19 protein-coding genes are annotated in these 22677 nt (G+C 66.1%); 8 read left to right on the forward strand and 11 right to left on the reverse strand.

Annotation, left to right across the window (positions count from 1 at the left end):
* Positions 1 to 6 precede the first annotated feature (6 nt).
* Both VARPA_RS04995 and mpl read right to left on the reverse strand, forming a co-directional pair.
* Positions 7 to 516, reverse strand: coding sequence for a cupin domain-containing protein (locus tag VARPA_RS04995; protein WP_013539465.1), 510 nt, complete (start codon positions 514 to 516; stop codon positions 7 to 9).
* Positions 513 to 1904: a UDP-N-acetylmuramate:L-alanyl-gamma-D-glutamyl-meso-diaminopimelate ligase gene (gene mpl / locus VARPA_RS05000; RefSeq protein ID WP_013539466.1), complete on the reverse strand. Its 1392-nt coding sequence runs from the start codon at positions 1902 to 1904 to the stop codon at positions 513 to 515. The genes VARPA_RS04995 and mpl overlap by 4 nt, the downstream gene beginning before the upstream one ends.
* Positions 1905 to 2015: 111 nt before the next feature.
* On the opposite strand from mpl, the gene VARPA_RS05005 reads away from it, so the two are divergent.
* From VARPA_RS05005 to VARPA_RS05035, 7 genes are all read left to right on the forward strand, one after another.
* Positions 2016 to 2612: a hypothetical protein gene (locus tag VARPA_RS05005; protein ID WP_013539467.1), complete on the forward strand. Its 597-nt coding sequence runs from the start codon at positions 2016 to 2018 to the stop codon at positions 2610 to 2612.
* Positions 2613 to 3167 (forward strand): TlpA family protein disulfide reductase, encoded by a 555-nt coding sequence (locus VARPA_RS05010; RefSeq protein WP_013539468.1) that lies wholly within the window; start codon positions 2613 to 2615, stop codon positions 3165 to 3167.
* A 100-nt stretch (positions 3168 to 3267) separates the two neighbouring features.
* Entirely contained in the window at positions 3268 to 3729 is a 462-nt protein-coding gene (gene accB, locus VARPA_RS05015) for an acetyl-CoA carboxylase biotin carboxyl carrier protein (protein WP_013539469.1), read from the forward strand.
* 2 nt (positions 3730 to 3731) lie between these two features.
* Positions 3732 to 5081 carry an acetyl-CoA carboxylase biotin carboxylase subunit gene (gene accC, locus VARPA_RS05020; RefSeq protein WP_013539470.1) on the forward strand — a complete coding sequence of 450 codons (1350 nt, stop codon included), beginning with the start codon at positions 3732 to 3734 and terminating at the stop codon, positions 5079 to 5081.
* Positions 5082 to 5097: 16 nt separating this feature from the next.
* Positions 5098 to 5988, forward strand: coding sequence for a 50S ribosomal protein L11 methyltransferase (gene prmA / locus VARPA_RS05025; RefSeq protein ID WP_013539471.1), 891 nt, complete (start codon positions 5098 to 5100; stop codon positions 5986 to 5988).
* A 73-nt stretch (positions 5989 to 6061) separates the two neighbouring features.
* Positions 6062 to 7486, forward strand: a complete 1425-nt coding sequence (locus VARPA_RS31820; RefSeq protein ID WP_013539472.1) for a zinc-ribbon and DUF3426 domain-containing protein — start codon at positions 6062 to 6064, stop codon at positions 7484 to 7486.
* Positions 7487 to 7559: 73 nt separating this feature from the next.
* Positions 7560 to 8462: a carbohydrate kinase family protein gene (locus VARPA_RS05035; protein ID WP_013539473.1), complete on the forward strand. Its 903-nt coding sequence runs from the start codon at positions 7560 to 7562 to the stop codon at positions 8460 to 8462.
* Between the two features lie 82 nt (positions 8463 to 8544).
* On the opposite strand, the gene VARPA_RS05040 is transcribed toward VARPA_RS05035, so the two are convergent.
* The 8 genes from VARPA_RS05040 to VARPA_RS05075 form a co-directional block, all read right to left on the reverse strand.
* On the reverse strand, positions 8545 to 9078 hold the full coding sequence (locus VARPA_RS05040; RefSeq protein ID WP_013539474.1) for a histone H1-like DNA-binding protein: 534 nt from the start codon (positions 9076 to 9078) through the stop codon (positions 8545 to 8547).
* A 196-nt stretch (positions 9079 to 9274) separates the two neighbouring features.
* The gene (locus tag VARPA_RS05045; protein ID WP_013539475.1) at positions 9275 to 10510 is read right to left on the reverse strand and encodes a ribonucleotide-diphosphate reductase subunit beta; all 1236 of its coding nucleotides are present in this window, start codon (positions 10508 to 10510) and stop codon (positions 9275 to 9277) included.
* Between the two features lie 192 nt (positions 10511 to 10702).
* Positions 10703 to 13618, reverse strand: coding sequence for a ribonucleoside-diphosphate reductase subunit alpha (locus VARPA_RS05050; protein WP_013539476.1), 2916 nt, complete (start codon positions 13616 to 13618; stop codon positions 10703 to 10705).
* 350 nt (positions 13619 to 13968) lie between these two features.
* Positions 13969 to 14592, reverse strand: a complete 624-nt coding sequence (gene ampD / locus VARPA_RS05055; RefSeq protein WP_013539477.1) for a 1,6-anhydro-N-acetylmuramyl-L-alanine amidase AmpD — start codon at positions 14590 to 14592, stop codon at positions 13969 to 13971.
* Positions 14579 to 16156: a sigma-54-dependent transcriptional regulator gene (locus VARPA_RS05060; protein WP_013539478.1), complete on the reverse strand. Its 1578-nt coding sequence runs from the start codon at positions 16154 to 16156 to the stop codon at positions 14579 to 14581. Before VARPA_RS05060 ends, ampD begins: the two co-directional genes overlap by 14 nt.
* A 4-nt stretch (positions 16157 to 16160) precedes the next feature.
* Positions 16161 to 17474 (reverse strand): two-component system sensor histidine kinase NtrB, encoded by a 1314-nt coding sequence (locus VARPA_RS05065; RefSeq protein ID WP_416367507.1) that lies wholly within the window; start codon positions 17472 to 17474, stop codon positions 16161 to 16163.
* Between the two features lie 400 nt (positions 17475 to 17874).
* Positions 17875 to 18147: a PP0621 family protein gene (locus tag VARPA_RS05070; RefSeq protein ID WP_013539480.1), complete on the reverse strand. Its 273-nt coding sequence runs from the start codon at positions 18145 to 18147 to the stop codon at positions 17875 to 17877.
* Entirely contained in the window at positions 18144 to 18959 is an 816-nt protein-coding gene (locus VARPA_RS05075; RefSeq protein WP_013539481.1) for a cytochrome C assembly family protein, read from the reverse strand. The genes VARPA_RS05070 and VARPA_RS05075 overlap by 4 nt, the downstream gene beginning before the upstream one ends.
* 115 nt (positions 18960 to 19074) lie before the next feature.
* Here VARPA_RS05075 and ffh point away from each other — a divergent pair, with 115 nt between their 5' ends.
* Positions 19075 to 20463, forward strand: a complete 1389-nt coding sequence (gene ffh / locus VARPA_RS05080) for a signal recognition particle protein (protein WP_013539482.1) — start codon at positions 19075 to 19077, stop codon at positions 20461 to 20463.
* Between the two features lie 197 nt (positions 20464 to 20660).
* On the opposite strand, the gene mdoH is transcribed toward ffh, so the two are convergent.
* Complete coding sequence (gene mdoH, locus VARPA_RS05085) at positions 20661 to 22676, reverse strand: glucans biosynthesis glucosyltransferase MdoH (protein ID WP_013539483.1); 2016 nt, start codon at positions 22674 to 22676, stop codon at positions 20661 to 20663.
* Between the last annotated feature and the right edge of the window lies 1 nt (position 22677).

Here is a 22677-nt window from a genome sequence, read left to right on the forward strand (position 1 = left end):
AAAGGGTCAGAGCATTCCGGCCAGTTCGGGCCAGTGGTGCCGCATCGACGCCGCCTCGTCGCTGTCGGGCGGCACCATCGAAAAATCGGCAAAGTCGAAACCCGGCCCGACCATGCAGGCGACCAGCGTGTAGTCGCCTGACGAATGGCCCTGGATCGGGCGGGCCGCCTGCCACTGGCCGGCCGGCACCACATGCTGGGGGCGCGTGCCGTGCGCATCGACCGGCCCCAGGCGCACATGGGCTGGCGCCGTACGCATCGCGGCATCGCAGGTCCAGAGCGCCAACGGCACGCCTTCGAGGTGCACCCAGACTTCGTCGGACAGCACCCGGTGCCAGCGCGAATGCTGGCCCGCTTCGAGCAGGAAGTAGATGCTGGTGAGCGCGCTGCGGGACGCGCGGCCGTCGGCAGGAGTGACACTGGCCGACGAGCGGAACACCTCGCTGTACCAGCCGCCCTCGGGGTGGGGCTGCAGCTTCAGGCTGTCGATCAGTTCCCGGGCGCGCATGGCGCTCATGATGCCGTCGCGGCGCGGAGGGCTGCAAGCAGTTTGTCGTGCACGCCGCCGAAGCCGCCGTTGCTCATGCAGACGATGTGATCGCCTGGACGCGCGGCGGCGGTGATCTGTGCCACCAAGGGCTCGATGGCCCCGGCGACCTGCGCGCGGTCGCCCATCGGCGCCAAGGCGGCTGCGGCATCCCAGTCGAGTCCGGCCGTGTGGCAGAACGAAAGATCGGCCGACTCCAGGCTCCAGGGCAACTGCGCGGCCATGACGCCCAGCTTCATCGTGTTGCTGCGGGGCTCGAGCGCGGCGAGGATGCGCTCACTTTGCTTGCCGGCGTCGTCGAGCTTCTTGCGCAGGCCGTCGAGCGTGGTGCGAATGGCGGTGGGGTGATGGGCGAAGTCGTCATAGACCGTGATCGAGTCCACCGTGCCGCGCAGCTCCATGCGTCGGCGCACGTTGCGAAAGCTGCCGAGCGCGCGCGCCGCATCGGCCGGCGCAACGCCGACGTGATCGGCGGCCGCGATGGCGGCCATCGCATTCATCTGGTTGTGCAGGCCCGAGAGCTCCCAATCGACCCGGCCGACTTTTTTCCCTTGCCGGAGCACGTCGAAGGCATCGTGCGAACCGCTTGCCTGCCACTCGCCACCGGCACCGAATCGCGCAAGTCCGCTCCAGCATCCCTGGGCCAGCACGCGCTGCAGGCTCTCCTCGGTGGCATTCACCACCAGCCGTCCGGTGCCGGGCACGGTGCGCACGAGGTGATGGAACTGGCGTTCGATGGCTGCGAGGTCGTCGAAGATGTCCGCGTGGTCGAACTCGAGATTGTTGAGCACGGCGGTGCGCGGCCGGTAGTGCACGAACTTGCTGCGCTTGTCGAAGAAGGCGGTGTCGTACTCGTCGGCCTCGATGACGAAGGCGGCGCCGTCGCCCAGCCGGGCGGATACGCCGAAGTCCAGCGGCACGCCGCCGACCAGGAAGCCGGGCGCCTTGCCGCCCTGCTCGAGCACCCAGGCCAGCATCGACGTGGTGGTCGTCTTGCCGTGCGTGCCGGCCACCGCCAGCACGTGGCGCCCGAGCAGCACGTGCTCGGCCAGCCATTGCGGGCCGCTCGTGTAGGGCTTGCCGGCATCGAGGATGGCTTCCATCAGTGGGAACTTGGGGCTGCCATCAGGCAGACGCGCTCTCGACACCACGTTGCCGACCACGAACATGTCGGGCGCGAGCGAGAGTTGGTCGGCGCCGAAGCCCTCGATCAGGTCGATGCCCAGGGAGCGCAGCTGGTCGCTCATCGGCGGGTACACGCCGGCATCGCAGCCCGTGACCCGGTGGCCCGCTTCGCGCGCCAGGGCGGCCACGCCACCCATGAACGTGCCGCAGATACCCAGAATATGAATGTGCATCGAGCGATTCTAGGGAGACGGAATGCGGGGCTCGGCCTCCAAGCCGGGCCTTCGCCCCGAGCTTCATGTTGATTTCGTGTGCGTGACGCCTACTGCGGGCAAAATGCCCCGATGGACACGTCCAAGCGTGAAATCGCCGCCACCGCAGCCCGCCTTGTCGTCGAGGAAGGGCTGGAATATGGCCCTGCCAAAAGGCGGGCGGTGCGCGACCTGGGCCTGTCGGCACGCACTTCGCTGCCGAACAACGACGAAGTCGAGGCCGAGGTGCGGGACTACATCGCGCTTTTCTGCGCCGACACCCAGCCGCAGGAGCTGCATGCGCTGCGTCTCCTGGCGCTGGAATGGATGGAGCGCATGGCGGCTTTCCGCCCGCATATCGGCGGCGCCGTGTGGCACGGCACGGCCACCAGGCTGTCGGACATTTACATACAGATGTTCTGCGATGATTCCAAATCGGCCGAGATCGCCCTCATCGACCATCATGTGGATTACGAACCGCGCATGGTCACCGGCTTTCACGGCGAGCAGGTCGAGGCCCTGAGCGTGCACGCGCCAAGCCGGTTGCTCAACGAAGAGATCGGGGTGCACTTGCTGGTCTATGACCTCGACGACCTGCGCGGCGCCCTCAAGCCCGACGCCCAGGGCCGCACGCCGCGCGGCGATCTGCCCGCCTTGCGCCGATTGATTGAAAGAGAAAAGGACAAGTGAATGACTTCTTCGCCGACACGACGCGGCATGCTCTATGGCGGCGTGGCGGCGGTGGCCGCCGCTGCCGGGGTGGGTGGCGCCTGGTGGCGGGAACGCAGCGCCGGCAACAATGCGGCGGGTGGCGAGCAACTGGACGCGACCTTCTGGGCCCAGAAATTCGAGCGGCCTGAGGGCGGTGAACTCGTTCTGTCGAGCCTGCGCGGCAAGCCGCTGCTGCTCAACTTCTGGGCCACCTGGTGCCCTCCCTGTGTCGAGGAAATGCCGATGATCGACGCGTTCTTCCGCGAACATGGCGCCAAAGGGTGGCAAGTGGTGGGATTAGCCATCGATCAACCCAGCGCGGTACGCAAGTTCCTCCAGCGCACGCCGGTCACCTATCCCACCGGCCTGGCGGGGTTGCAGGGCACCGAATTGGTCAAGAACCTGGGCAACACCGGTGGCGGGTTGCCGTTCACGCTGGTGTTGAGCGGTAACGGCTCTGTTGCAGCTCGTAAAATGGGCAAGCTCGAAACCGCCGATCTGGACACATGGCGGCGTGAACTTGTTCATGGTTAGAATCGGCCGCCCAAGCTGGCGTTAGCCACCAAACGCTGAAAATCGCCGATTTTCAGCCCAGTTATATCCGAATGACCGGCAAAGCCGGCACTGGAGTCCCATGGATCTGCGCAAACTCAAGACACTGATTGATCTGGTGTCCGAATCGAATATTTCCGAACTGGAAATCACCGAAACCGAAGGCAAGGTTCGCATCGTCAAGGGCGGCGGCGCCGCGCCGGTGCAGTATGTGCAAACCTTGGCAGCGCCCCCTGCCGCCGCTCCGGTGGCAGGTGCGCCTGCCGCCCCCGCCGCTGCAAGCGCCCCCGCAGCCGAAGCCGCACCGGCCGGCCACGCCGTCAAGTCGCCGATGGTGGGTACGTTCTACCGTTCGTCCAGCCCGGGCGCCGCCGCTTTCGTCGAAATCGGCAGCAAGGTGAACGAGGGCGACACGATCTGCATCATCGAAGCGATGAAGATCCTCAACGAAATCGAAGCGGACAAGTCCGGCACGATCACCCAGATCCTCGGCGAAAACGGGCAGGCGGTCGAATACGGCCAGCCGCTGTTCATCATCGAGTGACCATGTTCAAGAAGATCCTGGTTGCAAACCGGGGGGAGATTGCCCTCCGGATTCAGCGCGCCTGCAGCGAGATGGGCATCAAGGCCGTGATGGTCTATTCCGAAGCCGATCGCGACGCCAAGTACGTCAAGCTGGCGCAGGAAGCCGTGTGCATCGGCCCGGCCCCGTCGGCGCTGAGCTATCTCAACATGCCGGCGATCATCTCGGCGGCCGAAGTGACCGACGCGGAAGCCATCCACCCCGGCTACGGTTTCCTGAGCGAGAACGCCAACTTCGCCGAACGCGTGGAGCAAAGCGGCTTCCAGTTCATCGGCCCGACGCCCGACAACATCCGCACGATGGGCGACAAGGTGTCGGCCAAGCAGGCCATGATCAAGGCCGGCGTGCCTTGCGTGCCCGGCTCCGAGGGCGAGCTCTCGGACGACGCCGCCACCAACAAGCGCATTGCCCGCGCGATCGGCTACCCGGTCATCATCAAGGCGGCGGGCGGCGGCGGTGGCCGCGGCATGCGCGTGGTGCATACCGAAGCGGCGCTGGTCAACGCGATCCAGATGACCAAGGCGGAGGCCGGCGCGGCCTTCAGCAATCCGGCCGTGTACATGGAGAAGTTTCTCCAGAACCCGCGCCACATCGAGATCCAGATCCTCGCCGACAAGCACAAGAATGCCGTCTACCTGGGCGAGCGCGACTGCTCCATGCAGCGCCGTCACCAGAAGGTGATCGAGGAATCGCCGGCTCCCGGCATTCCGCGCAAGCTGATCGAGAAGATCGGCGAGCGTTGCGCCGCGGCCTGCAAGAAGATCGGCTATCGCGGTGCCGGCACCTTCGAGTTCCTTTATGAGAACGGCGAGTTCTATTTCATCGAGATGAACACGCGCGTGCAGGTGGAGCATCCGGTGACCGAGTTCACCACCGGTATCGACATCGTGAAGACGCAGATCATGGTGGCCGCCGGCGAGAAGCTGCCGTTCACCCAGCGCCAGATCGAGATGCGCGGCCACGCCATCGAGGTGCGCATCAACGCCGAAGACGCGTGGAAGTTCACGCCGTCGCCGGGCCGCATCACCATGTGGCACCCGCCGGGCGGCCCTGGTGTGCGCGTCGATTCGCACGCTTACACCAACTACTTCGTGCCCCCGAACTACGACTCGATGATCGGCAAGATCATCGTGTACGGCGACACGCGCGAGCAGGCCATGGCCCGCATGCGCACGGCGCTGAACGAAACCGTGATCGAAGGCATCCAGACCAACATCCCGCTGCACCGCGAGCTGATGGTCGACGCCAAGTTCATGAGCGGCGGCACGAACATCCACTACCTGGAAGAGTGGCTGGCAGCGCACAAGCGCTGATCCACGAGACGACGCCATGTTCGAACTTCGCCTGATGGCACCGGAAGACCGGGTCGAAATGCTTAGCGACGCGCTCGATGCACTCGATGCTTTGAGCGTGTCCGTCGAGGACGCCGACGCGCAGACCGATGCCGAGCAGGCGCTGTTCGGCGAACCCGGCATGCCGCCGCCCAAGGAGGGCTGGCAACGCTCGCGCGTGATCGCGTTGTTCCCCGACGAGGCGCTTGCGAACGAGGCCGCATCGCTGCTCGCGCTGCAGGATTTCTTCGAGGGCTGTTCGGTGCTCGGCGTGGCGAATGTGCCCGAGCAGGACTGGGTGCGGCTCACGCAATCGCAGTTCGCGCCGGTCGAAATCACGCCCGAGTTCTGGATCGTGCCGACCTGGCACGAGCCGCCCGAACAGGCGAAGCAGGTGATCCGCTTGGACCCGGGCCTGGCCTTCGGCACCGGCACGCATCCCACCACGCGCATGTGCCTGCGCTGGATTGCCAGGCAGGGCGAGGGCGCCTTCGGCAAGCAGCGCGTTCTCGACTACGGCTGCGGCTCCGGCATCCTGGCGATCGGCGCGGCGAAGTTCGGCGCGCGCGACATCGATGCCGTCGACATCGACGAAGCCGCGGTCTCCTCGAGCCGGCTCAATGCCGAAGCCAACGGCGTCAGCCTGAACGTCGGCCTGCCGGACGCGGCCAAGGGCGCCTACGACACGGTGCTCGCCAACATCCTGGCGACGCCGCTCAAGCTGCTCGCGCCGCTGCTGCGCAGCCATGTGGCCGCGGGCGGATCGCTGGTGATGGCCGGCATCCTCGAGCGCCAGGCCGACGAGCTGAAAGAGGCCTATGCGCCGTATGCGGCCCTCGAGGTCAGCGACAGCGAGGACGGCTGGATCCTCATGACGGCACGCTGCTGAGCAGCGGGGCCGGGATTTCGCACTGCCGCGTACCGTTCGCGTGGCGGGGGCCCAACCCTACAATCGCCCGGTCATGAGCCTCGTCACGCGTTGCCCCGCCTGCACCACCACCTTCAAGGTGGTGCGCGACCAGCTTCGCATCTCGGATGGTTGGGTGCGCTGCGGCCGCTGCAGCCATGTGTTCGATGCGACGCTCGACCTGCACGAATCATCCGATGGGCCGTCGGCCGGAGCGCCCCCCGCACCGTCCCCGGCTGCCGCTTATTCGCCCTCGCTGGTCGAGCCTTCCTTCGAGCATCGGGCCGATGCGCCGCCGACAGCGTCGCAGCCTTCTTCCCAGGCTTCCGAAGACGCGGATTTCTTCGACGACGAACCCGAAGAGCATGCCCGCGCCGAGGTGGCGCATCCACCACCTGCACCGGAAGCTTTCGAGCCCGTGGAAGTGGCGGTCGCGCCGCAGCCCGAGCCGCCGCCACCACCCCCACCTGCATCGCCCGCGCAGTCCCCGGCGCTCTCGCTGCCTGCGCACGGCATCATCGCGGACGAGCCGTGGTCCGACCTGGATGTCAGCGAACCCACGTGGCGGCCGCCGGCAAGCTCGCTGCCGCCATTTCCGAACATCGACCTGAATCTCGCGCCTCCGCCGCCATCGCCTCCCCCGCCGGTGCCCCCGCTGCCAGTGCCTCGCGCCAAGACGCATGGACTGGTCGAGCCCACCATCGACGACGGCGCCGAAGAGACAGAAGAAAAAGAAGAAGACCACGACCAGGTCCAGATGCAGAAGGCGCTGCGGCGTGCGCGCATCAAGTCGGCCAAGATTGAGAGCGCTCACAAGTCGCGCGAAGCCAGGGCTGCGGCCAAGGCCGCTTCGTCGTCACCGTCGTCGGTGGTGCGGGAGGCGAGCGAGCTGGAGAGTCCCGCATCGCCGCCGCCGATGTTCGCCGAGCGCGAAGAGGACCACCATTTTTCCGATGACGAAGAGCACGAGGCCCATGCGCCCGGTTTCTGGCAGCGTACGGGCGTGCGGCGACTGCTGGTCGTTCTGGCGGTGCTCGCTGTCCTGCTGCTCATCGTGCAGATCGTTCGCCACGAGCGCGACGGCATCGTCGCGCGCCAGCCGGGCCTGCGCCCCGTGCTGGCGGCGCTGTGCCAGTACACCGGCTGCGAGCTCTCGGCCCTGCGCCAGATCGGCGACATCATGATCGAGGGCGCCGCCTTCGCGCGCGAGAAGAGCGGCGGCAATGACTACCGGCTGAGCTTCACCTTGCGCAACGCGGCCACCGTGCCGCTTGCGATGCCGGCTGTCGAGCTGTCGCTGCTCGACACGCAGGAGCGTGCGGTCGTGCGGCGCGTGCTGATGCCTGCGGACTACGGCGCGCCCTCGGTGCTAGCGGCGCGCGCCGACCGCGCGGCCTCGTTGCCGCTCACGCTGTCACCGAACGAAGCGGCCGCGCTGCCTCCCATCGCGGGTTACCGCGTGGAAGCGTTCTATCCCTAGCTGGATGACTCCTGCGCGCAAGCAAACGTCCTCCTTCTTTCATCCATCTTCATTCAACGAAAACGGTCCACCCATGGCAGCAGTGATTTGCGGTTCCCTCGCGTTCGACACCATCATGACTTTCGAGGGACGGTTCGCCGATCAGATCCTTCCGGACCAACTGCACATCCTGAACGTGTCGTTCCTCGTGCCGGGCCTGCGCCGCGACTTCGGCGGCTGCGCCGGCAACATCGCCTACAGCCTCAATGCGCTGGGCGGCACGGCACTGCCAATGGCCACGCTCGGCAGCGACGGCGCCGACTACCTGGAGCGCATGCGTTCGCTGGGCATCGACACCGAGTTCGTGCGTCAGCTCGACGACACCTTCACCGCGCAGGCGATGATCATGAACGACGTCGACAACAACCAGATCACCGCGTTCCATCCCGGCGCGATGCAGCAGGCGCACATCACCAAGGTGGCTGCGCGCGAGGACATCAAGGTCGGCATCATCGCGCCCGATGGTCGCGAGGCGATGCTGCAACACGCCGAGCAATTCGCCGCCGCCGGCATTCCGTTCGTGTTCGATCCGGGCCAGGGCCTGCCGATGTTCGACGGCGATGCGCTCAAGCACTTCGTCGATCTCGCGAGCTGGGTCGTGGTCAATGACTACGAAGGCAAGATGCTGTCGCAGCGCACCGGCTGGAGCCTGGCCGAGATCTCCAAGCGCGTGCGCGGCCTGGTGGTCACGCTGGCGGCCGAGGGCTGCGAAGTCTGGATCGATGGCGAGCGCGAACATGTGCCGGGCGTGACGCCTACTGCCGTGATCGAGCCCACGGGTTGCGGCGACGCATGGCGCGGCGCGCTGCTGTTCGGTCTGGAAAAGGAATGGCCGCTCGCGCAATGCGCGGCGCTGGGCAACCGCATCGGCGCGCTCAAGATCGCGCAGCGCGGGCCGCAGAACTACCAGGTCGACCGCAAGGCACTGGGCCTGTAAGAAGCCGCTTTTTCGAGCGCCCATAAAAAAACCCGGCACCGTGAGGTGCCGGGTTTTTTGCCGTCAAGGGCGCTGAGAAAACTCAGGGCTTGCTGGCCGTAGGAAACGGCCAGGCTGCCTGGGGGTTCAGCGTCGTTTGCGCGGCAGGGGCAGGCGCTACAGCAGCCTTGGCGGGTGCCTTGGCAGCCTTCTTTGCAGCAGGCTTCTTGGCAGCAGCGGCAGGCTTGGCAGCGGGCTTTTTCGCGGCTTTCTTGGCCGCAGCCTTTTTCGCAGGAGCCTTCTTGGCGGCGGCCTTCTTTGCAGGGGCCTTCTTGGCGGCTGCCTTCTTGGCAGGAGCCTTCTTCGCCGCAGCCTTCTTCGCAGGCGCCTTCTTGGCCGCGGCCTTCTTCGCCGGAGCCTTCTTCGCAGCAGCCTTCTTGGCCGGTGCTGCCTTCTTCGCTGCTACCTTCTTGGCAGGAGCCTTCTTGGCGGCGACCTTCTTTGCAGCAACCTTCTTGGCCGGAGCCTTCTTCGCTGCTACCTTCTTTGCCGGAGCCTTCTTAGCGGCCGCGACCTTCTTTGCCGGAGCCTTCTTTGCAGCGGCTTTCTTAGCCGGCGCTTTCTTTGCAGTTGCCATTTCTATTTCTCCTTGATCAAGTTGAAAAAATCAACCTATTGAAGCACTCCACGCACGTTGGGAGCGTGAAGCGATTCATGGCGTTGGAATCTGAGCCCCAGCACCATGAACACCTGAGCCCTCGTCCATGCCGCGCTCTTCGGCGCGATCGGTGGCAAGGGCAATTCTTGAATTCATTAATTCTTATCGGAAAGATTCAATCCCAGGAGAGCGCACCACCCGACTGGTACTCGATCACGCGGGTTTCGAAAAAGTTGCGCTCTTTCTTCAGGTCAATCATTTCGCTCATCCAGGGGAACGGATTTTCTTCGTTCGGGAAGAGCGTTTCGAGGCCGATCTGCTGTGCACGCCGGTTGGCGATGTACCGCAGGTAGCCCTTGAACATGGAGGCGTTCATGCCGAGCACGCCGCGCGGCATGGTGTCTTCGGCGTATTTGTATTCGAGCTCGACGGCCCTCATGAAGAGGTCCTTGATCTCGGCCTTGAACTCTGGGGTCCAGAGGCCGGGGTTCTCGAGCTTGAGCTGGTTGATCAGGTCGATGCCGAAATTGCAGTGCATCGACTCGTCGCGCAGGATGTACTGGTATTGCTCGGCGGCGCCGGTCATCTTGTTCTGGCGGCCGAGCGCAAGGATCTGCGTGAAGCCGACGTAGAAGAAGAGACCTTCCATCAGGCAGGCGAACACGATGAGCGACTTGAGCAGCGTCTGGTCGGTCTCGTGCGTGCCGGTCTTGAAGTGCGGATCGCTGATGGCGTCGATGAACGGGAGCAGGAACTGGTCCTTCTCGCGGATCGACTGCACTTCGTTGTAGGCGTTGAAGATCTCGCTCTCGTCCAGTCCGAGCGACTCGACGATGTACTGGTACGCGTGCGTGTGGATCGCTTCTTCAAAAGCCTGGCGCAGCAGGAACTGGCGGCATTCGGGGGCCGTGATGTGGCGGTAGGTGCCCAGCACGATGTTGTTGGCGGCCAGCGAATCGGCGGTCACGAAGAAGCCGAGGTTGCGCTTGACGATACGGCGCTCGTCTTCGGTCAGGCCGTTCGGGTCTTTCCAGAGCGCGATGTCGCGCGTCATGTTCACTTCCTGCGGCATCCAATGGTTGGCGCAGGTGGCGAGGTATTTTTCCCAAGCCCACTTGTACTTGAACGGCACCAGCTGGTTGACGTCGGTCTGGCCGTTGATGATGCGCTTGTCGGAAGCCTTGACGCGCTGGGTGGTCGGGGTGGCGGCAGGCGTTGCTGCTGCGGCGACAACCGGACGGACTGCGGCGCCGTCATCGAGCGTGCGCAGCGCGGGTTGTGCAATCGACGAAGTCGGAGCGTCCACCGAACGGCCTGCGGGCAAGCCGCTGGTCGATGCGTTGTGGTGCTGCAATCCTTGTTGCATATCCTTTGGTAAGGAGGGCTTGACTTCTTCGTCCCAGGTCAACATAGAAAAATCCAATGCTCAAATTATCGGAGTAACGATGTGAGTTGCAAAGTGCTCGTTCACATCGCGCTCCATTTATGTGGTTGTTATGTTGCTCGCATGCATCGCGCGATGTCAGTCAATGGCTTCATTGCTTGAACGTCGCGCGATTTTTCGCATGCACCTCACTGACTCACTGTCGCGAGCATCGGCGTGTCACTGGCACGCTTCACAGGTCGGATCGTCCACACCGCAGAACGCGATGTCGGTGGCAGGCATCGCGCTCATCTGTGCCTTCGCTGCAGCAGCGGCGGCTTCGAGTGCGCTCATGCCCGAGGGTGCATCGTTGCCCGACGACACCGCGTTGAGACGGCCCGATTGCACCGTCGACTTTTCTGCGTGCGTCGCGCTCTGCGTGCGGAGGTAATAGGTCGTCTTCAGGCCGCGCAGCCATGCGAGCTTGTAGGTGTCGTCGAGCTTCTTGCCCGATGCGCCGGCCATGTAGATGTTGAGCGACTGCGCCTGGTCGATCCACTTCTGGCGACGCGAGGCGGCTTCGACGAGCCACGTGGTTTCCACTTCGAACGCGGTGGCGTAGAGCGCCTTCACGTCTTGCGGCACGCGGTCGATGGGACGCAGCGAACCATCGAAGTGCTTCAGGTCCATCACCATCACGTCGTCCCACAGGCCCAGGCGCTTCAGGTCGCGCACCAGGTAGTGGTTGATCACGGTGAATTCGCCCGACAGGTTCGACTTGACCGAGAGGTTGCCGAAGCAAGGTTCGATCGAGGCGTCCACGCCGATGATGTTCGAGATGGTCGCGGTCGGTGCGATGGCCACGCAGTTCGAATTGCGCATGCCGTCGGCCTTGATCTTGGCGCGCAGCGCATCCCAGTCGAGCGTGGCCGAGCGGTCCACTTCGACGTAGCCGCCGCGTGCCTGCTCGAGCAGGTCGAGCGTGTCGATCGGAAGAATGCCCTTGTCCCACAGCGAGCCCTTGTAGCTCGAGTACTTGCCGCGTTCCTTGGCCAGCTCGGTCGATGCCCAGTAGGCGTGGTAGCAGATGGCTTCCATCGACTCGTCGGCGAACTGCACGGCTTCCTGCGAGGCGTAGGGAATGCGCAGTTCGTACAGCGCGTCCTGGAAGCCCATGAGGCCCAGGCCCACCGGACGGTGGCGCAGGTTCGAGTCGCGCGCCTTCTTCACGGCGTAGTAGTTGATGTCGATCACGTTGTCGAGCATGCGCATCGCAGTCGAGATCGTGCGCTTCAACTTTTCCTGGTCGACCTTGCCGTCCTTCAGATGCTGCAGCAGGTTCACCGAACCCAGGTTGCAGACAGCGGTTTCGGTGTCGCTGGTGTTCAGCGTGATCTCGGTGCAGAGGTTCGACGAGTGCACGACGCCGGCGTGCTGCTGCGGCGAGCGCACGTTGCAGGCGTCCTTGAACGTGATCCAGGGATGGCCGGTCTCGAACAGCATCGTGAGCATCTTGCGCCACAGGTCCGAAGCCTGGATGGTGCGCGCGGGCTTGATCTCGCCGCGGGCGGCCTTCTCTTCGTAGGCCACATAGGCCTTTTCGAAGTCGGCGCCGAACAGGTCGTGCAGGTCAGGCACGTTGGAGGGCGAGAACAGCGTCCAGGTGCCCTTTTCCATCACGCGGCGCATGAAGAGGTCGGGGATCCAGTTGGCGGTGTTCATGTCGTGCGTGCGGCGGCGGTCGTCGCCGGTGTTCTTGCGCAGTTCCAGGAACTCCTCGATGTCCAGGTGCCAGGTTTCCAGGTACGTGCAGACCGCGCCCTTGCGCTTGCCGCCCTGGTTCACGGCCACGGCCGTGTCGTTGACCACTTTCAGGAACGGCACCACGCCTTGCGATTCGCCGTTGGTGCCCTTGATGTGCGAGCCGAGTGCACGCACGCGGGTCCAGTCGTTGCCCAGGCCGCCCGCGAACTTCGAGAGCAGCGCGTTTTCCTTGATCGACTCGTAGATGCCGTCCAGGTCGTCGGGCACGGTGGTCAGGTAGCAGCTGGAGAGCTGCGAGCGCAGCGTGCCGGCGTTGAAGAGGGTGGGCGTGCTCGACATGAAGTCGAACGACGACAGCACTTCGTAGAACTCGATGGCGCGCGCTTCACGGTCGATTTCGCCGAGCGACAGGCCCATGGCCACGCGCATGAAGAAGGCTTGCGGCAGTTCGATGCGGGTCTTGCGCACGTGCAGGAAGTAGCGGTCGTACAGCGTCTGCAGGCCGAGGTAGTCGAACTGGTTGTCGCGCTCGGCCTTCAGCGCCGCGCCCAGGCGGGGCAGGTCGTACTGCAGCAGCTTCTCGTCGAGCAGGTCGTTCTCCACGCCCTTCTTGATGAACTGCGGGAAGTAGTCGGCGTAGGCCGTGGCGCGGTCGACCGGCATCACTTCGCGGCCGATGATCTCCTTGAAGATCGTGTGCAGCAGGAGGCGCGCGGTGGCGAAGGTGTAGTCGGGATCTTTCTCGATCAGCGTACGGGCCGCCAGGATCGACGCCTTGTAGACCTCGTCGAGCGGCACGCCGTCGTAGAGGTTGCGCATCGTCTCGGCGACGATGGGCGCGGCGGTGATGCTGTCGCCCAGGTTCTCGCAGGCCGATTCGATCAGGCCCTTGAGCTGGTTCAGATCGAGCGCGACGCGTTCGCCGTTGTCCAGCACATGCAGCGTCGGCGTGGCCGGCGCTTCCTGCTCGACCTGCTTGGAACGCTCCTGCGTGCGGCGTTCGCGGTAGAGCACGTAGGCGCGCGCGATTTCGTGGTGGCCGCCGCGCATCAGGCCGAGCTCGACCTGGTCCTGCACGTCTTCGATGTGGAAGGTGCCGCCGCCCGGACGCGAACGCACCATGGCGCGGATCACGCCTTGCGTGAGCACGTCGACCGTCTCGCGCACGCTGGCCGAAGCCGCGCCCTGGGTGCCGTGCACGGCCAGGAAGGCCTTCATCATCGCGATGGCGATCTTGTTCGGCTCGAAGGGAACGACCGCGCCATTGCGGCGAATGATCTGGTAGTGCGCGAGGTTCTGGCCGGTGGGGGAGCCGGCGGTGTCCCGCTGTTGTTGGACAGGCGTGGAGGGAACGGCACGCGGGGTCGATGGGGTGTTCAGGGCTGTTTGCATTCGCTTCCTCTCGGTTGGCAATTCTTGTTGGGTGGCGACGCCTTGGCTGGGCGCCGCGCCGGCGTTGTTGACCGGACGGAGGACACTATATCTAGGGTGTCAGGGGTCTACAAGCCACTACAGGTAGTGTTTTGTGAGTGATTCACCTAGGGCGGATATCTCTCTGGATGTATGCCGTGGCCGGCAATGCCGCGTGAATACTGGACTATGGTTGCGCAACCCGCATGGGGCGTGGCTTGCAAGCCGATTTGGGCTTGCAGGGCGCATGGTTGCTGCACTGCGCATCTGCATTTCTGAAATCGACGCGGCCCGAGGGCAGGGCATCGCAGGGCGTCACGCGATTGAAAAAATTAGCGCTTCAACACAGGTGGGGGAAACATCTGTGATTTCCAGCCCAGTTGCGCGTGCAGCAAATACCAATCGAAGCCCGCGCCGGGGTCCTGTTTTCGGCCCGGTGCGATGTGCTCGTGACCCGCGATGTGCGCGATGGCGTAGTGCTGCGCGATCGCGGGGCAGAGGCTCGCCAGCGTCTCGTATTGCGCGGCTTCGAAGGTCTGGCCTTCGAGCCCTTCGAGCTCGATGCCGATGGAGTCGTCGTTGCAATTGCCGCGGCCGCGCCACGACGAGACGCCCGCATGCCAAGCGCGGTCGTCGCAGCTCACGAACTGCCAGAGCTCGCCGTTGCGGCGCACATAGAAATGCGAGGACACCTCGATGCCGCGGATCGACTGGAAGTAAGGATGCGCGTCCCAGTCGAGGCGATTGGTGAAGAGCTGCTGCACCGCATCGCCGCCATATTCGCCGGGCGGAAGGCTGATCGAGTGCAACACGATCAGATCGGTCTGTGCGCCGACGGGGCGGGGACCGAAGTTCGGCGAGGGCAGGGCTTTCGCGAAGCGGTACCAGCCGGCCCGCCAGAGCCCGTCGTCGGCGGGCGGCGTGTTGTGCGAAGAGGCTGCTTCAGTCGTCGGCATGGCTGCTGCTGGCGCCATCGTCGCCATTGGGCGTGGTGATGCCCAGCCGCGCGATGCGGTAGCGAATCTGGCGCAGGCTCATGCCCAGGCGCGCGGCGGCCGCGGTGCGGTTGAAGCCGCTCTCGTGCAGCGCGCGCACGAGGATCTCGCGCTCCTGCTGGTCGAGGTAGGCCTGCAGGTCGGAGGGCAGCGGCGGCGGAGTCGGCTTGAATTCCGCCACCGGTGCCGGCGCAATCACGGCCGGTGGCGGCGCATCGTTGCCCGGCGCAAGTTGCGCGGGCGTCATCGAGGCCACGTCGGCGGCGGCCATCGTCGTGGCGACATTGCCGCCCATCAGGTCCAGGTGCAGTTCGTCGCCATCGTTGAGCGCGACTGCGCGGTGCAGCAGGTTCTCGAGCTCCCGCACGTTGCCGTCGAGCGGATGCAGCGCGAGGCGGCGCAGCAGTTCGGTCGACAGGTGCGGCACCGGCAAGCCGCCGTCCTGCGCGATGCGCGCGAGCAGCGCGGCGCACAGCGCTGGCAGGTCTTCTCGGCGGTCGCGGAGCGCGGGCACCGCGATCTCGATCACGTTGAGGCGGTAGAAAAGGTCTTGCCGGAAGCGGCCGGCCTGCACCTCGGCGTGCAGGTCTTTGTGGGTGGCGCTCACGATGCGCACGTCGACCGCTTCTTCCTGCGTCGAGCCGATCGAGCGCACGCTGCGCTCCTGGATCGCGCGCAAGAGCTTCGATTGCATCGCCAGCGGCAGGTCGCCGATTTCGTCGAGGAACAGCGTGCCGCTGCGCGCCGCCTGGAAGTAGCCGTCGCGGTCTTGCGAGGAGCCGGTGTACGAGCCTTTCTTCGCGCCGAAGAATTCGGCTTCGAGCAGGTTCTCGGGAATCGCGCCGCAGTTGACCGCGACGAACGGCCCGTCATTGCGTTGGCTGCATGCATGCACGGCCCGCGCCACCAGTTCCTTGCCGGTGCCCGATTCGCCGCGCACCAGCACCGGCGCCATGCCGCGCGCCACCTTGGCGATGCGCGACTTGACGAGACGCATCGGGTCCGATTCGCCCACCAGACGATCGAGCGCCGCGATGCCGCTGCTGCCGGTGACCGGTGCGGCCTCGGCGCGTTCGCTGGTGATGCTTGCAGCCGCGGCTTTCTCCGCCTTGATGACCTGCACGACCGGGGCCCGCGTGGCCTGCACCGCGGACGCGACCACGGCACGGAACTGCTTCAGGTCGACAGGCTTCGTGAGGTAGTCGAACGCACCCGCCTTGAGCGCCTCGACCGCGTTTTCCGCCGAGCCGTAGGCCGTCATCACCACGCAGCGCTCGCTGCGCTGGTTCTTCTGGATGCGGTGGATGATCTCCATGCCCTGTCCGTCGGGCAGGCGCATGTCGGTGATCACGGCATCGAAGCGCGCGGCCTCCAGGTGCTGCCAGGCTTCGGACACGCTGCCCGCGGCCTCGACGCGATAGCCTTCGCGCAGCAGCGTCAGCTCATACAGCGTGCGCAGGTCGGGCTCGTCGTCGATGACAAGGATCTGCGCGGGACGCGGGGCGGAAGGGAGGGGGGTGCTCACGGCGCTATTGTGTCAGCCGGTTCTCGCTGGCGGCAAAGCTGACGAAGAATTCGTTGCCCTCGGGGCCGCCCGCCACCAGCGCCCGCCGCTCGTAGCCGATGGTGGCGCCATGACGCCGGCACAGCTCGCGGCAGAGAAAAAGGCCGAGGCCGCTGGAGCGGCTTTCGGACGAGAAGAAGGGCTCGAACAGATGGCGCTGCACCGCCGGCTCCAGCGGCGCACCGTCGCTCCACACCTGCAGGGCCGGTCGGTTGGTACCCGCGCGCTGCAGCGTGGTGATGACCTGGATCGCGCCCTCGCCCTTGCCCGCATAGCGCGATGCGTTGTCCAGCAGGTTCACCAGCAGGCGGCGCAGGTGCTCGGCGTCGAAGCGCACATCGATGCCGGGCGCGTCGAGCGCGACAAGCACACCCTTGCGCTGCGTCTGGCGCACCCACTCCTCGGCCAGCACCTGCACCGCCGGATCGAGCACGACCTGTTCACCGAGCGAGAGCACGCGCTGCTGGCGCGCGCGCGAGACGTCGAGCACGTCGTCCACGATGCGGGCGAGCCGCTGCGCGTTGTGCTGGACCATGTCGGTGAGCTTGCGGTGCGCGGGATCGGTGAGGTCTTCGCTGAGCAGTGCGCTGGCTTGCGCGATGGCGGCCAGCGGGTTGCGGATTTCGTGCGCCACGGCGGCGGACATGCGGCCCATCGCGGCCAGCTTCTCGGTGCGGATGCGGGCCTCGAGTTCGCGCAGGTCTTGCAGGAACATCACGCAGAGGCTGTCGGCGCGCTTGTCGCTGGTGGGCGTGAGGCGGGTGCGCACGCGCACCTCGCGCGCCGCGCCGCGGGCCTGCGCAACGGGAATTTCTTCGGACTGCGGCGCCCGCCGTGCGAAGGTCTGGCGCGAGAGCGCGGCCAGCGCATGCCAGGCGGGCTGCGCGTGCAGCGCGAACGGCAGCGACAGCTTCGCGAGGCCTTGTCCCAGGATCGCGTCGGCGGCCGGATTGGCCGCATGCACCATGCCTTCGGCATCGATCACGAGCACGCCTTCGGCCAGCGTCTCGATCACCAGGTCGTTGACCTCCGCCTGCATCTGCGCGCTGCTGCGGTTGCGCTGCGCGACTGCTTCTTCGCGCGCGAGCCGGCGTGCCAGTTCGTGCGCGAGCAGCGCCACCACGAAGAGGCCGGTGCCGGTGAGCGCCGCCTGCACGAAGCGGGCCGAAGGGTCGCCCGGCTGCTGCAGCCAGTGCCATCCGGCGTCGGCCAGCAGCAGCAGCGTGACGCTGGCCGTGGTGCCCAGGCTCACGATCATCGTGCCGAGCACCGCGCTCATGAGAACAGGCAGCGCGAACAGCGGTGTGTAGTTGACGTTTCCGCTCTGCAGCACCTGCATTGCGGTGAAGGTGGCGAGGTCGACGCCGATGGTCAGCAGCCAGAGTGTCGAGAAGCCGCGGATCGGCGGTTCGAAGTGCGCATAGCGCAGCTCCAGCCAGGTGACGACGAGGTAGGCCGCGCAGATCGCGATGGCCACCGCCTGCATCGTCTGCCCGAGCGCGAAGGCCACGCCCTGCAGCACCACCAGCACCAGCGCGACAAAGCAGCGCGCGGCCATGAAGCCGCGCCAGAGCCGCAGCAGCGCCGTGCTTTCGCTGCCGCCCGGCTCGAGCACGTCCCAATCCGTGACCGGATCGCCGCGCGACCAGAGAGGGGTGCTCATGGAGCAGGGGGCGTGTTCAGCCGCGCGCCGCGACCGCGGCCTGGCGGTGGGCGGTGCTGCAATAGACCGCATCGTCGGGGCCGGCGATGGCATCGCTCGCGGGCAGGTGCAGGCCGCAATGGGCGCAGCGCACCATCGCCTGCGGCGCGCCGACGGCGGTCGGCGCGGCCGGGCGTTGCTGCGCCTTGGCCATGCGCTCGCGCTGGGCATCGCGCATTTCTTCGCGCCGGTTCTTGCGCCAGAGCCAGATGGCGATCCAGAGCACGGCGAGGACGAGGAGGTATTTCATACGGGAGGACGCGCCAGCACCACTTCGAGCACGAAGCGGGAACCCACATAGGCCAGCAGCAACAGGGCGGAGCCGGCGTACAGCACGCGGCGGGCCGTGCGGCCGCGCCAGCCGAAGCGCGCACGGCCGATCAGAAGAACCGCGAACGTGACCCAGGCGAGCACCGAGAAGGTCGTCTTGTGGTCCCACTTCCAGGCGCGGCCCGCGGCGCCGTACAACTGCTCGGTGAACAGCAGGCCGGCCAGCAGCGTGGCCGACAGCAGCACGAAGCCCGCGGTCACGAAGCGGAAGGTGAGGCGTTCCAGCGTGAGCAGCGGCAGGCCGCCTTCGGGGGGCGCGCCGGTCGTCAGGCGAATCTGCTTTTCGGCGCGCGTGATCAGCCACGCATGGACCACGGCTGCGCCGAAGAGGCCATAGGACGCGATGCCCAGTGCGAGGTGCAGAGGAAGCCACGGCGAAGCGGTGACGTGCAGCGGCGTACCTGGAAACAGGATGGCCAGCAGCACCGCCGCCGCACCCAGCCAGGCCAGCGCGCGGCGCACCTTCAATTGGGGATACAGGCGGCTTTCGATCGCATAGACGGTGAGCACCAGCCAGGCCGTGACCGAGAGCGCGGGGGCAAAGCCGAAGCGCGGCTCGCTGCCGACCAGTCCATGCGCCAGCACGGCTGCATGCAGAAGCCACGCAATTCCGAGGGCCCATTGGGTGGTTTGACGGCTGAGCCGGGCACCTGCGGCAGCGGCAAATCCGTAGGCTGCCGCGGTGGCGATGCCCAGCGCCACGCCGAGTGGGGAGGGGATCGCTAAAATCATCGGCCGGAGTGTACCGGCTGGACCTTGCGTTCCCCGCGCCCGACTTCAAGTTCTCCCCTCGTCTTTCAGACTTTCCATCCGGCCCGCCGCAGCGGGCAGCAAGGCATCCCCGCTCATGGCCACCGCCCTTACAGAAAAGTTCTCCCGCCTCGTCAAGACGATGAGCGGCCAGGCCCGCATCACCGAAAGCAACGTGCAGGACATGCTGCGCGAGGTGCGCATGGCACTGCTGGAGGCCGACGTGGCGCTGCCCGTGGTGCGCGACTTCGTCGCCCGCGTGAAGGAAAAGGCGCTCGGCCAGGAAGTGCTGGGCTCGCTCAAGCCGGGCCAGGCGCTGGTCGGCATCGTGAACCGCGAGCTCGCGGCGACCATGGGCGAGGGCGTGTCGGACATCAACCTCGCGGCCCAGCCGCCCGCGGTGATCCTCATGGCCGGCCTGCAGGGCGCCGGCAAGACCACCACCACCGCCAAGCTCGCCAAGCACCTGATCGAGAAGCGCAAGAAGAAGGTGCTCACGGTTTCGGGCGACGTGTACCGCCCGGCCGCCATCGAGCAGCTCAAGACCGTCACCAAACAGGCCGGCGCCGAATGGTTCCCGAGCACGCCGGACCAGAAGCCTCTCGACATCGCGCGCGCCGCGCTCGACCACGCCAAGCGCCACTACTTCGACGTGCTGCTGGTCGACACGGCGGGCCGCCTCGCGATCGACGAAGTGCTGATGACCGAAATCAAGCAGCTGCACGCAGCGCTCGATCCGGTCGAAACCTTGTTCGTGGTCGACGCCATGCAGGGCCAGGATGCGATCAACACCGCCAAGGCCTTCAAGGAGGCGCTACCCCTCACCGGCATCATCCTGACCAAGACCGACGGCGATTCGCGCGGCGGTGCGGCGCTGTCGGTGCGCCAGGTCACGGGCGTGCCGATCAAGTTCGCCGGCACGAGCGAGAAGATCGACGGCCTGGAGGTGTTCGACGCCGAGCGCCATGCGGGCCGCATCCTGGGCATGGGCGACATCGTCGCGCTGGTCGAGCAGGTCACGGCCGGCGTCGACGTGGCGGCGGCGCAGAAGCTAGCGGCCAAGGTCAAGAGCGGCGCGGGCTTCGACCTGAACGACTTCCTCGGCCAGCTGCAGCAGATGAAGCAGATGGGCGGGCTCTCCAGCCTCATGGACAAGCTGCCCACGCAGATGGCCGCCAAGGCGACCGAGGCCGACATGACGCGCGCCGAGCGCGACATCCGCCGCAAGGAAGGAATCATCCAGAGCATGACCCCGCTGGAGCGCCGCAAGCCCGAACTGCTCAAGGCCACGCGCAAGCGCCGCATCGCGGCCGGCGCGGGCGTGCAGGTTCAGGAAGTGAACCGGCTGCTCAACGAGTTCGAGCAGATGCAGGGAATGATGAAGAAGATGAAGGGCGGCGGCCTCATGAAGATGATGAAGAAGATGGGCGGCATGAAGGGCATGGGCGGGATGGGGGGGGCCGGCGGGCCGAAGCTGCCGTTCTGAGCCTCGGACATATAGATAGACAAAAAACAGAAGCCCGCCGGGGAATTTCCCGGCGGGCTTCGTCGTTTTCAGGTCTGACTTTCGTGGGTCGTCGCGTGCGCCCCGGAGCAAATCCAATGTCTTGATGCGCATCTGCTCGCACCATGAAAAAAGCCGACCCTGAGGCCGGCTTTGAGAAGTGCTGTGTCTTCAGCGCTTCACGCTGCAGCCAGAGCCGCAGGGCGTGCCAGCCGCAACGCATGCATCCACGCACGGCGCAGCACGGCCGGCGAGCGCGATTCCTCGGGAATCAGCAGGAAGCCGCGGTCGCGCAGCGTGGTGCCCAGCGCGATCTGGCTGGTCAGCACGGTCAGCGGAATCGCCAGCAGCAGCGGCAGGCCGACGGGCATGAGCCAGATCAGCGCGCTCGGGTCGATCATGGCGACGCCGACGGCCAGCATGGCGATCACCAGGGTCATCGGGGCCAGTTGCGTGGCAGCGATCTTCCAGGGCACGGCGTTGGCTTCACGCGGGGGCGACTTCCAGTCGAGCTTGATGCCGGTGAGGGCGACCAGCACGAACAGCGAGTGCGCCAGCATGCGGACCGGTGCCTGCACGATGGCCAGGGCGCTTTCCATCACCGAGCTCTTCACGAGGCCCCAGGTGCCGCCGTATTGGCGTTGCTCGCCGCGCATCAGCACGGCGGCGATGCCCAGCACGCGCGGCAGGAACAACAGGCACAGGGTCCAGATCCAGAGGCCAGCCAGTTCGGCGGGCAGCACGCTCCAGCTCGACACGAGGCTGGAACCGCTGAGCCACAGGGCCGTGCCCAGCGTCAGGAACGCGAGCCACAGGGGTGCGGACACATAAGCCATGGTGCCGGTCACGAACATCGCGCGGTGCACCGGGTGGATGCCGGGCTCGGCCATCAGGCGGGCGTTCTGCAGGTTGCCCTGGCACCAGCGGCGATCGCGCTGCAGTTCGGCCAGGAGGTCCGGCGGTTGCTGCTCGTAGCTGCCGACCAGGTCGGACACCAGCCACACGTTGTAGCCGGCACGGCGCATCAGCGCAGCTTCGACGAAGTCGTGCGACATGATGCCGCCTGACATGCCGCCGGTGCCCTTGATCGAGGCCAGCGCGCAATGCTTCATGAAGGGCTCGACGCGGATGATCGCGTTGTGGCCCCAGTAGTGCGATTCGCCCAGTTGCCAGAACTGCATGCCCAGCGTGAACAGGCGGCCCGTCACGCGGGAAGCGAATTGCTGTGCGCGGGCGTGCAGCGTGACGTGGCCGATGGCCTGCGTCGCGGTCTGGATGATGCCGGCGGTGGGGTTGGCTTCCATCAGCTTGACCATCGAGGTCAGGCAGTCGCCGCTCATCACGGAGTCGGCGTCGAGCACGACCATGTAGCGGTAGTCCTTGCCCCAGCGGCGGCAGAAGTCGGCCACGTTGCCGGCCTTGCGGTGCGTGCGGCGGGTGCGCAGGCGGTAATACACCTCGACCTGCGGCTGGTTCGGGCTGTCGGCCAGCGCGGCGCGCAGGTCTTCCCAGGCGGCGCGCTCGGCGGCGGCGGTCTCGGGGTTGTAGCTGTCGGACAGCACGAACACGTCGAACTGCTTGGCATGGCCGGTGGAAGCGACCGATTCGCAGGTGGCGCGGAGGCCGGCGAACACCGTGGCAACGTCTTCGTTGCAGATCGGCATGATGATCGCGGTGCGTGCCTCGGCGTTCATCGGGTGGTTGGCGACCTGCTTGGCCGACAGCGCGTGCTTGTCACCGCGCACCGAGACGTAGAAGCCCATGAGGGCGGTCACGAAGCCGGTCACGACCCAGCCCGAGAGCAGGCCGTACAGGCCGATCTGGCCGTATTCGAGCCAGACGTTGTTGTAGTCTGGTTGCACACCGGCAAAAAGCGTCGAGGCGATCACGGTGCTGAGCACGGTGAGCAGCATGAACGCGTTGCGGCGGCGGGCCGCGGCGCGTTGCCACGGCTGCTTGACCTGGCGGGCCGATTCGGCGCTTTCGTCTTCGGCCGCACGGCCGGCGCCGAGCTTGACCAGCAAGGCGGTGCCGATGCTGTTCCAGAAACCGCGCCAAGGGCGGGGCGTCATCGAACCGCGGTTGACGGGCGGTGCGGTGACCGAATTGGGGTGGCGCTCTTCGCGGACCGGGCTGCGGTGCGAAAAGTCGGCTGCGGTCAGCACGTTCAGTTGGGAGAAGTCAGTGGGCTTCATG

The organism is Variovorax paradoxus EPS (genome assembly GCF_000184745.1).
GTDB classification, from domain to species: domain Bacteria; phylum Pseudomonadota; class Gammaproteobacteria; order Burkholderiales; family Burkholderiaceae_C; genus Variovorax; species Variovorax paradoxus_C.

Excerpts from the sequence above, each read along its gene's own strand:
- accB (WP_013539469.1), top strand. The coding sequence starts at position 3,268 with ATGGATCTGCGCAAACTCAAGACACTGATTGATCTGGTGTCCGAATCG.
- VARPA_RS05045 (WP_013539475.1), bottom strand. The coding sequence starts at position 10,510 with ATGTTGACCTGGGACGAAGAAGTCAAGCCCTCCTTACCAAAGGATATG.
- mpl (WP_013539466.1), bottom strand. The coding sequence starts at position 1,904 with ATGCACATTCATATTCTGGGTATCTGCGGCACGTTCATGGGTGGCGTG.
- VARPA_RS05070 (WP_013539480.1), bottom strand. The coding sequence starts at position 18,147 with ATGAAATACCTCCTCGTCCTCGCCGTGCTCTGGATCGCCATCTGGCTC.
- ffh (WP_013539482.1), top strand. The coding sequence starts at position 19,075 with ATGGCCACCGCCCTTACAGAAAAGTTCTCCCGCCTCGTCAAGACGATG.
- VARPA_RS05050 (WP_013539476.1), bottom strand. The coding sequence starts at position 13,618 with ATGCAAACAGCCCTGAACACCCCATCGACCCCGCGTGCCGTTCCCTCC.
- VARPA_RS05040 (WP_013539474.1), bottom strand. The coding sequence starts at position 9,078 with ATGGCAACTGCAAAGAAAGCGCCGGCTAAGAAAGCCGCTGCAAAGAAG.
- VARPA_RS31820 (WP_013539472.1), top strand. The coding sequence starts at position 6,062 with ATGAGCCTCGTCACGCGTTGCCCCGCCTGCACCACCACCTTCAAGGTG.
- VARPA_RS05065 (WP_416367507.1), bottom strand. The coding sequence starts at position 17,474 with ATGAGCGCGGTGCTCGGCACGATGATCGTGAGCCTGGGCACCACGGCC.
- VARPA_RS05010 (WP_013539468.1), top strand. The coding sequence starts at position 2,613 with ATGACTTCTTCGCCGACACGACGCGGCATGCTCTATGGCGGCGTGGCG.
- VARPA_RS05005 (WP_013539467.1), top strand. The coding sequence starts at position 2,016 with ATGGACACGTCCAAGCGTGAAATCGCCGCCACCGCAGCCCGCCTTGTC.
- VARPA_RS05035 (WP_013539473.1), top strand. The coding sequence starts at position 7,560 with ATGGCAGCAGTGATTTGCGGTTCCCTCGCGTTCGACACCATCATGACT.
- ampD (WP_013539477.1), bottom strand. The coding sequence starts at position 14,592 with ATGCCGACGACTGAAGCAGCCTCTTCGCACAACACGCCGCCCGCCGAC.
- prmA (WP_013539471.1), top strand. The coding sequence starts at position 5,098 with ATGTTCGAACTTCGCCTGATGGCACCGGAAGACCGGGTCGAAATGCTT.
- accC (WP_013539470.1), top strand. The coding sequence starts at position 3,732 with ATGTTCAAGAAGATCCTGGTTGCAAACCGGGGGGAGATTGCCCTCCGG.
- VARPA_RS05075 (WP_013539481.1), bottom strand. The coding sequence starts at position 18,959 with ATGATTTTAGCGATCCCCTCCCCACTCGGCGTGGCGCTGGGCATCGCC.
- VARPA_RS04995 (WP_013539465.1), bottom strand. The coding sequence starts at position 516 with ATGAGCGCCATGCGCGCCCGGGAACTGATCGACAGCCTGAAGCTGCAG.
- mdoH (WP_013539483.1), bottom strand. The coding sequence starts at position 22,676 with ATGAAGCCCACTGACTTCTCCCAACTGAACGTGCTGACCGCAGCCGAC.